Raw genomic sequence first — 9880 nt, forward strand, 5'->3', positions numbered from 1 at the left:
CCTTCACGGCGCGGGGGGGCGGCGGGCAACCCGCCACCCCCGCCGCCTTGAGCTTGCGATAGCGGAAGACGGCACTCGCCGCTCCGGGCCGGCCCGAGCGGCTGTCCGGTACAAAAGCTCAGCATCTGCATCGTGACCGCCGTGAGCCGGTCGACCATACTGGGCAACCCTGGCCGGCACCGGCCAGCCTTCCAGGAAGACGGCCATTCGGGTCGTCCCATGCCAGCAGGTGCGGACACACCCGATGCAACACTTCGCCCTCTACCTGCTGCTGTGCGGCCTCACCATCGCCAGCCCCGGCCCGGGCGTATTGCTCACGATCACCAACGCGCTGCAGCTACGGCTGCGCGGCGCCCTGCCGGGCATCCTCGGGGTGGTGCTGGGCATACTGCTGGTCGCCATCCTGGCCAGCACCGCGCTCGGCGCCCTGGTGAGCAGCTCGCCACGGACCCTGCAGGGATTGCAACTGGTCGGCGCGCTCTACCTGGGTTGGCTGGGGCTGCGGCGTCTGCGCAGTCCCGCGGCCCAAGGCCGGCAGCCTGCCGCCACTCGGCCTTCGGTCAGCGGTGGCAGACACCTCCTGCAGGGCTTGCTGGTGTCCCTCACCAATCCCAAGCTGATCATCTTCTTCCTGGCGCTGTTTCCCTCCTTCATCCAGGCGGATCGCCCGGTGTTGCCGCAGCTGGTGCTGCTGGTGGCGACCTTCTGCCTGATGAGTTTCATCATCCATTGCAGCTACGCCGGGGCGGCGACAGTCCTGAGTGCCCGCCTGACTTCGGGTACCCCCCTCGCCCGGCTACAGCGGGCGGCTGGCGCGCTCTTTCTGGTGTTCGCCGCGCTGTTGCTGGGGGCGGCCCTGGGGTCCCCAGGCGCCTAGTGCGTGACCAGGGTCCGGCTGGCGTCGTTCGACGCTTCCCGCGGCTGAGACTGCTCCTGCCGCAAGGCCGCAAAACGCGGCGGGGACAGCGGCCGCTGCAGGTGGAAGCCCTGGGCCTGGTCGCACCTGAGGTCGGCGATGCGCGCCAGTTGGCCGGCGGTCTCGATGCCTTCGGCCACCACCGTCAACGACAGGGCCCGCCCCATGCTGACGATGGCCTCGACGATGGCCGCATTGCTCTCGCTGACCTCGATGTTGGAGACGAAGCTGCGATCGATCTTCAGGCAGTCGAAGGGATAGGTGCGCAGATAGCTCAGCGAGGAATAGCCGGTGCCGAAGTCGTCCATGGACAGGCGCACGCCCAGGGACTTGAGCTTCTTCATCAATTCCAGGGCACCGGCGGCATCGTCCAGCAGCACGCTCTCGGTCAGCTCCAGCTCGACCCGCGCCGGGTCGATAGCGGTGCGCAGGAGGACCTTGCTGATCCGCGCGACCAGGTCATCGCGCTGGAACTCCAGCGGTGACAGGTTGATGGACACGATCAGCTCCGGGTCCCAGGTCACTGCCTGGCTGCACGCCTCCTGCAGCACCCAGTCGCTCAGGCCGAGGATCAGCCCGGTCTCCTCCGCCAGCCCGATGAACTCGGCGGGCGCCAGCCGACCCCGGACGGGATGATTCCAGCGCACCAGCGCCTCGGCGCCCAGCAAGCGCTGGCCATTGGCGGCGAAGCGTGGCTGGAAATCCAGCTCGAATTCCAGCCGCTGCAACCCCAGGCGCAACTCGGTCTCCAGTTGGCGCCGCTCGAGAATGCGCTGATTCATGGTGGGCTCATAGAACCTCAGGGTGTTACGCCCCGCCGCCTTGGCTTCGTACAGGGCGATGTCGGCATAGCGCAGGAGATCCTCGGCGCCATGGCCATCCTGGGGCGCCCGAGCGATGCCGATACTCGCCCCGATGTTGATGTCGTGCTCGTCGATGCGCATGGTCCGGCCGATGCCCTCCAGCATGCGGTTGCACAGCACGCTCACCTGCTCGGCGCTCAGGCAGCCATTCACCGCGATGACGAATTCATCGCCGCCGATGCGCGCGACCAGATCGCCTTCGCGCACGCTGGCGCGCAACTCGCGGGCGACCTGACAGAGCACCTGGTCGCCGGCGCCATGGCCGAGGGCATCGTTGACCGGCTTGAAGCGGTCCAGGTCGAGGGCCAGCAGATGCAGCGGTTGACTGGCGTTGACGCCCTCGGCGAAGCGCTGCGCCAGGTAGCGGTGCAGTTGATGACGGTTGGCCAGTCCGGTCAGGGCATCGTGCTGGCTGATGTGTTCGATGCGCGCCTTGGCCTCGATCTCCTCGGTCACGTCGCACACGGTGCCGCGAAAGCCCGCCAGCAGACCACCGCTGATGATGGGTTGCGCCGTCAGCTGGCAGTACCTGAGCTTGGCCTGGGCGTCGCGCATCTCGCAGCGCAGCGGGCGCCGGGTCCGGCCGGCCGCCAGCGGCGTCCTCGCCACTTCTTCCACCTGGCTCGGCGGATAGCCGAGCAGTTCGTGCAGCGGGCGGCCCACCCAGTCCTCGCGGCTGAAGCCAGTCACCGCCACGAAGCGCTCCGAAAGATAGACCAGCCGCTGCTCGGCGTCGCTTTCCCAGATCCAGTCGGACGAGGCCTCGGAAACGGTGCGGAAGCGCTGCTCGCTGTGCCTGAGGGCATCTTCGGCCACGTCCGTCTGCCGCGCCGCCAGGCCGATCCGGCGGCGCAGGTACCAGACCAGCAGCAGCGCCAGACCGCACATCGCCGCCAGCAACGGCAGGAACTGCCCCAGCAGGCGCTGCCCCATGCCGTGCACCCGCCAGTGGAAGGTCACGGCGATACCCGGATCGGATCTCACCACCAGGGTCGGCCACTCCGCCAGTGAGGGCAGCGCCCCTGGCTCCGCGGTCAGCCCGGGCAATTCGAAGGTCTGCCCGAGCTGGGCGAGCTTGTCCGGCGTGAGGATGTCGACGAAGACCATGTAGGACAGCCGCTTGAAATCCTGGTAGGTGGCGTCCGGACGGATGACCGCGGCCAGCACGCTGGCTGGCTTGCCCTCGATCAGGAAATAGCCCTGGGCATAGCCGTCCTTGAGCGAGCGTTCCCGGGCCTGGGCCAGCAACGGCGCCTGGTCGTCGCCCAGCCAGGTATTCAGTTGCAGCTTGCTGCGACCGCCGCCGACCACGGCGTAGCGCGTGACACCAGTGGGCGCCAGGATGAAGGCGCCATTCACGCCGTAGCCGCTGTAGAGGGATGGTCCGACATTGTCTTCTTCGTAGGCCCAGTTGACGTCGACCTTCTTGCCGGTCCGCGCATAGGCCTCGATCCAGAAGGAATAATCGGTCAGCACCCGGCCCAGTCGGTCCAGCCGCGTCTCCAGCGCCCGCTGGGCATCCGCCTCGCTGTGGTGGCGTTGCTGCTCGTCGATGCGCGCGCACAGGTCGAACAGCATCCACCCGGCCAGGGTGAAGATGAGGATGACCAGGGCGAAGAAACCCAGGGAGGCCTGACGGGCGACATGGTTGAGTTGAGTGGGCACGGGGGCGACCTGAGGCAACGAATTGAACGGAACGGCGGACGGTCAGGGATGAGGCTGTAATCGTCTGCTTTTTATATCGGCACAGCCCTGGCCGCCTTGAAGCGTCGGCCTAAAGATTCCGCAGAAACCCCGGCTAGAGCGGCCAGATTTGCACCATCCATGAGCATCGCGGCGCTGGGCGCGCCAAGACGGCGCAGCCCTGGCTCAGCCGCTTGCCCAAAAACGACAGGAGCGCTCCACTCGACCGGGCAATTGTTGACCTATCGGTCAGCTTTACCCACCATCAAGACATTCGAGACCAGGTGGAGAGCGGCCGTGATCAGGTTTCTGCTGGACCAGGAGCTGCGCAGCGAAGAGCAGCTCGACCCCAACCTCACCGTGCTGCAGTACCTGCGCGAGCGCTGTGGCAAGACCGGCACCAAGGAAGGCTGCGCCTCGGGCGACTGCGGAGCCTGCACGGTGGTGCTGGCCGAGCCCGATGGCGACCGGTTGCGCTATCGCACCGTCAACAGTTGCCTGACCTTTGTCGCGGCGCTGGACGGCCGGCAGCTGATCAGTGTCGAGGACCTCAAGCACCGGGGCCGTCTGCATCAGGTGCAGCAAGCCATGGTCGACTGCCACGGTTCCCAGTGCGGCTACTGCACCCCGGGCTTCGTCATGTCGCTGTTCGCCCTGCAGAAAAACGTGGCCGCGCCGGATGACGCCGCGACCCACGAAGCCCTGGCCGGCAATCTCTGTCGCTGCACCGGCTACCGGCCGATCCTGGCTGCGGCCGAACAGGCCTGCGCCGGCCGGCAGCCGGATCAGTTCGATGCCCGCGAGCAGCAGACCCTGGAGCGTCTTCAGGCCCTGGCGCCGATGCCCGCTACGCGCCTGGAGGGAGACGGTCGACGCTGCCACAGCCCCACCAGCCTGAGCGAACTGGCCAGTCTCTACCTGACCCATCCCGAGGCGCGTCTGCTGGCCGGCGGCACCGACCTGGCCCTGGAGGTCACCCAGCAGCATCGCCGGCTGGAGACCCTGATCTACCTGGGCAACCTGCCCGAATTGCGCGGCGTTACCCTGAGCGACGAGGTCATCGAGATCGGCGCCGCCACCCCGCTGGCCGATTGCACCGCCGCCCTGGCCGCCGACTACCCGGACTTCGGTGCCTTGCTGCAGCGCTTCGCCTCCCTGCAGATCCGCAACCAGGGCACCCTGGGCGGCAACATCGGCAATGCCTCGCCCATCGGCGACAGTCCGCCCCTGCTCCTGGCGCTGGGTGCCAGCGTGCTGCTGCGCCAGGGCGAACGGCTACGCGAACTGGCCCTCGACGACTTCTTCCTCGACTATCGCCAGACCGCCCTGGAGCCGGGCGAATTCATCCAGGCGGTACGGGTGCCGCGGTCACGCGCGGGCCTGGTGTTCCGCGCCTTCAAGGTGTCCAAGCGACTGGATGACGACATTTCCGCGGTCTGCGCCGCCTTCGCCCTGGAGCTAGAGCAGGACCGCGTCGCCAGCGTGCGCATCGCCTATGGCGGCATGGCGGCCACACCCAGGCGGGCAGCGCGCTGCGAACAGGCGCTGCTCGGCGAGGCCTGGAACGCCGCGTCCATCGAGCGCGCCGTCCAGGCCCTGGCCGAGGATTTCGCCCCGCTGTCGGATTTCCGCGCCAGTCGCGAATACCGCCTGCTGACGGCGCAGAACCTGCTACGCAAATGTCACCTGGAAACCACCCAGCCCGCGCTCGCCACGAGGGTCACCGCCCATGTCTAGCACCCTGCCCGCCCGTACCCCCGAGGAAATGGCCGCGGCCTTCGCCGCCGGCCTGGCCACCGGCGTCGGCAAGCCGCTCAAGCACGAGAGCGCCGACAAGCATGTCAGCGGTGAAGCCCTGTACATCGACGACCGCCTGGAGTTTCCCAACCAGTTGCACGTCTATGCGCGGATGAGCGAGCACGCCCACGCGCGGATCAAACACATCGATCTCGCGCCCTGCTACCAGATCCCCGGTGTGGCGCTGGCCATCACCGCCGCCGACGTACCCGGCCAGCTCGACATCGGCGCCGTCTTGCCCGGCGATCCGCTGCTGGCCGATGGCGAGGTGCTGTACCTGGGCCAGCCGGTGCTGGCGGTGGCCGCCACCAGCCTCGACGCCGCCCGCCGCGCCGCCCAGGCCGCCCGCGTCGAATACGAGCCGCTGGAGGCCGTCCTCGACGTCAAGGAAGCGCTCAGACGTGAGCACTTCATCTCGCCCAGCCACAGCCACCGGATCGGTGACGCGGCCGCCGCCCTGGCCGCCGCGCCCCATCGCCTGCAAGGCGAACTGGCCATTGGCGGCCAGGAGCACTTCTACCTGGAAACCCAGGTGGCCTCGGTGATGCCCACCGAAGACGGCGGCATGCTGGTCTATTCCTCCACCCAGAATCCCACCGAGGTGCAGAAGCAGGTGGCCGAGGTGCTGGGGGTGTCGATGAACAGGGTCACCGTCGACATGAGGCGCATGGGCGGCGGCTTCGGCGGCAAGGAAAGCCAGGCCGGCATGCCCGCAGCGCTCTGCGCGGTGTTCGCTCATCTCACCGGACGCCCGGTGAAGATGCGCCTGCCGCGATTCGAAGACATGCACATGACCGGCAAGCGCCATCCTTTCCACGTCGACTACGAGGTCGGCTTCGACGAAGACGGCCGCCTGCTGGGTATCCGCTTCGAACTGGCGGGCAACTGCGGCTATTCGCCCGACCTGTCCAACGCCATCATCGATCGCGCCATGTTCCATGCCGACAATGCCTATTTCCTCGGCAACGCCCAGATCACCGGCCACCGCTGCAAGACCCACCTGGCGTCCAATACCGCCTACCGCGGCTTCGGCGGCCCCCAGGGCATGCTGGCCATCGAGAACGTCATGGACGCCATCGCCCGCCATCGCGGCCTCGACCCGCTGGAGGTCCGGCGGCGCAACTACTATGGCAAGGAGACGCGCAACGTCACCCACTATCACCAGGTGGTGGAAGACAACCTGCTCGACGAGATGACCGCGGATCTAGCAGCCAGCAGTGACTACCAGGCGCGGCGCGAGGCCATCCGCGCCTTCAACCAGGGCAGTCCGGTACTGAAGAAAGGTCTGGCGCTGACCCCGGTGAAATTCGGTATTTCCTTCACCTCCTCCTTCCTCAACCAAGGCGGCGCCCTGGTCAACGTCTACACCGATGGCAGCATCCACCTGAACCACGGCGGCACCGAGATGGGCCAGGGGCTCAACACCAAGGTCGCCCAGGTGGTGGCCGAGGTCTTCCAGGTCGACATAGCCCGCATCCAGATCACCGCGACCAACACCGACAAGGTGCCCAACACCTCGCCCACCGCGGCCTCCAGCGGCACCGACCTCAATGGCAAGGCCGCGCAGAACGCCGCCCAGACCATCAAGGACCGGCTGATCGACTTCGCCAGCCGCCACTTCCACGTCGGGCCTGAAGAGGTCGACTTCCGTAATGGCCACGTCAGGGTGCGCGACCGGCTGCTGAGCTTCGAGGAGCTGATCCAGCTGGCCTATGTCGGCCAGGTGTCGCTGTCCAGCACCGGCTACTACCGCACACCGAAGATCCACTACGACCGTGACCAGGCCCGCGGTCGGCCCTTCTACTACTATGCCTTCGGCGCCGCCTGCTCCGAGGTGCTGATCGACACCCTCACCGGCGAATACCGCCTGCTGCGCACCGACATCCTCCATGACGTCGGCGCCTCCCTGAATCCGGCCATCGACATTGGCCAGGTGGAAGGCGGCTTCGTCCAGGGTCTGGGGTGGCTGACCATGGAAGAGCTGGTGTGGAACGATGCCGGCAAGCTGCTCACCGCCGGCCCCTCCACCTACAAGATCCCCGCCGTCAGCGATGTACCACCGGATCTGCGGGTACGGCTGGTAGAGAATCGGCAGAATCCCGAGGCCACGGTGTTCCACTCCAAGGCCGTGGGCGAACCGCCCTTCATGCTCGGCATCTCGGTGTGGTGCGCCCTGCAAGACGCCGTGGCCAGCGTGGCGGATTACCGCTTCCACCCGGCGCTGGACGCGCCGGCCACCCCGGAACGGGTGCTCTGGGGCGTGGAGCGCATGCGCCGCCTGGCCGCCGAGTCCCAGGCCGCCCCGGTCCCCGCCACGGAGGAGCCCGCATGAACAGCAAACGTGGCTGGCTGGCCTTACTGGCTGATTTCGAAGCGCGGGGCGAGCCCTGCGTGCTGATCACCGTGGCCGACGAGCAGGGCTCCACGCCCCGCGAGGCCGGCACCAAGATGCTGGTGGGCCGGGAAGAGCAGCACCTGACCATCGGCGGCGGCCACCTGGAATACCGCGCGGTGGAGATCGCCCGGGAAATGCTCGCCGCCGGTACGCGCCAGCCGCGCCTGGAGCGTTTCTCCCTGGCCGCCAGCCTCGGCCAGTGCTGCGGGGGTGTCACCACCCTGCTGTTCGAACCTCAGCTGGCACAGGACGTCCCGGTGATCGTCTTCGGCGCCGGCCATGTCGCCCGCGCCCTGGTGCCGCTGCTGGCCGGGCTGCCTTGCGCGGTGCGCTGGGTGGATTCGCGCGCCCAGGAATTTCCCGCCGTCCTGCCCGCCGGCGTGGAAAAGTGCCTGACCGACGAGCCGGTCGACGAGGTCGCCCGGATGCCGGCGGGTGCCTACTACATCGTCATGACCCATAATCACCCCCTGGACCTGGAGTTGGCCGACGCCATCCTCGCCCGTGGCGACCATGGCTATTTCGGTCTGATCGGCTCCCGGACCAAATGGGCCAAGTTCCGCCACCGCCTCGCGGCGCGCGGCCACGGCGCCGACCGCCTGGCCACGGTGCGCTGCCCCCTCGGCCTGCCCGAGGTCCAGGGCAAGCTGCCGCTGGAGATCGCCATCGCCGTGGCCGGCGAGGTCATCGCCCACTACGGTCGCCAGGCCGAGCAGGCGGATCTGCCCCTGCGCCTGGTCACCGCTACCCCCAAGTAGCTCCATCCTTCATCCGAGATCGTTATGACCGCCATCGCCCATCGCGCCGCCCTGCTCCACAGCCTCGCCGACCCGGCCGAGGTGGGGCTGGACGCCTCCTATGAATACCATGCCGACGGCCTGCTGCTGGTCGCGGACGGCCGCATCCAGGCCATGGGCCCGGCCACCGAGCTGCTGCCCACCCTGCCCGCCGGCACCCAGGTCATCGAGCATCCCGACGCCCTGATCACCCCCGGCTTCATCGACACCCATATCCACTATCCGCAGACCGGCATGATCGCCAGCTACGCCGAGCAACTGCTGGACTGGCTGGACACCTACACCTTTCCCACCGAGGGCGCCTTCGCCGATCCGGCCAAGGCCGCCGAGGTGGCCGAGGTCTTCGTCGGTGAACTGCTGCGCAACGGCACCACCACCGCCCTGGTGTTCGGCAGCGTCCATCCGCAGTCGGTGGACGCCTTTTTCCAGGTCGCCGAACGCCTCGACCTGCGCATGATCGCCGGCAAGGTGCTGATGGATCGCAACGCCCCGGACTATCTGCAGGACACGGCCGACTCCGCCTATGCCGACAGCAAGGCGCTGATCCAGCGCTGGCACGGCAAGGGCCGCCTGCACTATGCCGTCACCCCGCGCTTCGCCCCCACCAGCACCCCGGAACAGCTGGCAGCCGCCGGCCGCTTGCTGGCCGAGCACCCGGACGTCTACCTGCACACCCACCTCTCCGAGAATCTCAAGGAGATCGACTGGGTGAAGGCGCTGTTCCCGGAGCGCAGCCACTACCTGGACGTCTATGACCACTTCCAGCTGCTCGGTCCGCGCTCGGTGTTCGCCCACGGCATCCACCTCTGCGACGCCGAGTGCCAGCGCCTGCACGACACCGGGTCAGCTGTGGCGCACTGCCCCACCTCCAACCTCTTCCTCGGTAGCGGACTGTTCGATCTCGAGCGGATGGAAGCCTTCAAGGTCAACGTCGGCCTGGGTACCGACGTTGGCGCCGGCACCAGCTTCTCGCTGCTGCAAACCCTCGGCGAAGCCTACAAGGTGCAGCAACTGCGCGGCCATCGCCTGCATCCCTTCAAGTCGCTGTACCTGGCCACTCTGGGCGGCGCCCGCGCCCTGCGCCTGGACGAGCGCATCGGCAGCCTGGCCCCCGGCCACGATGCCGACTTCGTGGTGCTCGACCTCAAGGCCACCCCGCTGCTCGACTACCGCCTGCAACAGTCCAGGAGCCTCGAAGAAACCCTCTTCGTCCTCACCACCCTGGGCGACGACCGGGTGATACGGGAAACCCATGCCGCCGGTCGCCGGGTACACAGCCGCGACACCTGATACCGTCACCCCGTAGCGTGGAAAACCGCGCAGCGTTTTCCACGGATGGAGCAAAACGGCACTGTTGGGCTTCGGCGAAGGAGCCCCCCACAACCCAACCTACCCATTACCGTAGGTTGGGCTGAGCGCAGCGAAGCCC

General features: G+C 67.8%; 6 protein-coding genes. 5 read left to right on the top strand and 1 reads right to left on the bottom strand.

Annotation, left to right across the window (positions count from 1 at the left end; translation table 11 throughout):
- The first annotated feature begins 244 nt into the window (after positions 1 to 244).
- Positions 245 to 877 carry a LysE family translocator gene (locus QMX82_RS24775; protein WP_208691625.1) on the top strand — a complete coding sequence of 211 codons (633 nt, stop codon included), beginning with the start codon at positions 245 to 247 and terminating at the stop codon, positions 875 to 877.
- On the opposite strand, the gene QMX82_RS24780 is transcribed toward QMX82_RS24775, so the two are convergent.
- Positions 874 to 3444, bottom strand: a complete 2571-nt coding sequence (locus QMX82_RS24780; protein ID WP_261793858.1) for a bifunctional diguanylate cyclase/phosphodiesterase — start codon at positions 3442 to 3444, stop codon at positions 874 to 876. The two genes, QMX82_RS24775 and QMX82_RS24780, sit on opposite strands and share 4 nt — an antisense overlap.
- Positions 3445 to 3759: 315 nt before the next feature.
- On the opposite strand from QMX82_RS24780, the gene xdhA reads away from it, so the two are divergent.
- From xdhA to guaD, 4 genes are read left to right on the top strand one after another with little or no spacing between them, the layout of a single operon-like run.
- The gene (xdhA, locus tag QMX82_RS24785) at positions 3760 to 5199 is read left to right on the top strand and encodes a xanthine dehydrogenase small subunit (protein WP_208691627.1); all 1440 of its coding nucleotides are present in this window, start codon (positions 3760 to 3762) and stop codon (positions 5197 to 5199) included.
- Positions 5192 to 7591: a xanthine dehydrogenase molybdopterin binding subunit gene (gene xdhB, locus QMX82_RS24790; RefSeq protein WP_282288516.1), complete on the top strand. Its 2400-nt coding sequence runs from the start codon at positions 5192 to 5194 to the stop codon at positions 7589 to 7591. The genes xdhA and xdhB overlap by 8 nt, the downstream gene beginning before the upstream one ends.
- Positions 7588 to 8412 (top strand): xanthine dehydrogenase accessory protein XdhC, encoded by an 825-nt coding sequence (gene xdhC / locus QMX82_RS24795; RefSeq protein ID WP_282288518.1) that lies wholly within the window; start codon positions 7588 to 7590, stop codon positions 8410 to 8412. The genes xdhB and xdhC overlap by 4 nt, the downstream gene beginning before the upstream one ends.
- A gap of 24 nt (positions 8413 to 8436) precedes the next feature.
- Complete coding sequence (guaD, locus tag QMX82_RS24800; protein WP_410003688.1) at positions 8437 to 9741, top strand: guanine deaminase; 1305 nt, start codon at positions 8437 to 8439, stop codon at positions 9739 to 9741.
- The last annotated feature ends 139 nt before the right edge of the window (positions 9742 to 9880 follow it).

The organism is Pseudomonas sp. PS02302 (genome assembly GCF_029959585.1).
Classification (GTDB): Bacteria; Pseudomonadota; Gammaproteobacteria; order Pseudomonadales; family Pseudomonadaceae; genus Chryseomonas; species Chryseomonas aestiva.

What these genes read in the sequence shown, in the direction of transcription:
- xdhB (WP_282288516.1), top strand. Translation starts at nt 5,192, where the DNA reads ATGTCTAGCACCCTGCCCGCCCGTACCCCCGAGGAAATGGCCGCGGCC.
- QMX82_RS24775 (WP_208691625.1), top strand. Translation starts at nt 245, where the DNA reads ATGCAACACTTCGCCCTCTACCTGCTGCTGTGCGGCCTCACCATCGCC.
- guaD (WP_410003688.1), top strand. Translation starts at nt 8,437, where the DNA reads ATGACCGCCATCGCCCATCGCGCCGCCCTGCTCCACAGCCTCGCCGAC.
- xdhC (WP_282288518.1), top strand. Translation starts at nt 7,588, where the DNA reads ATGAACAGCAAACGTGGCTGGCTGGCCTTACTGGCTGATTTCGAAGCG.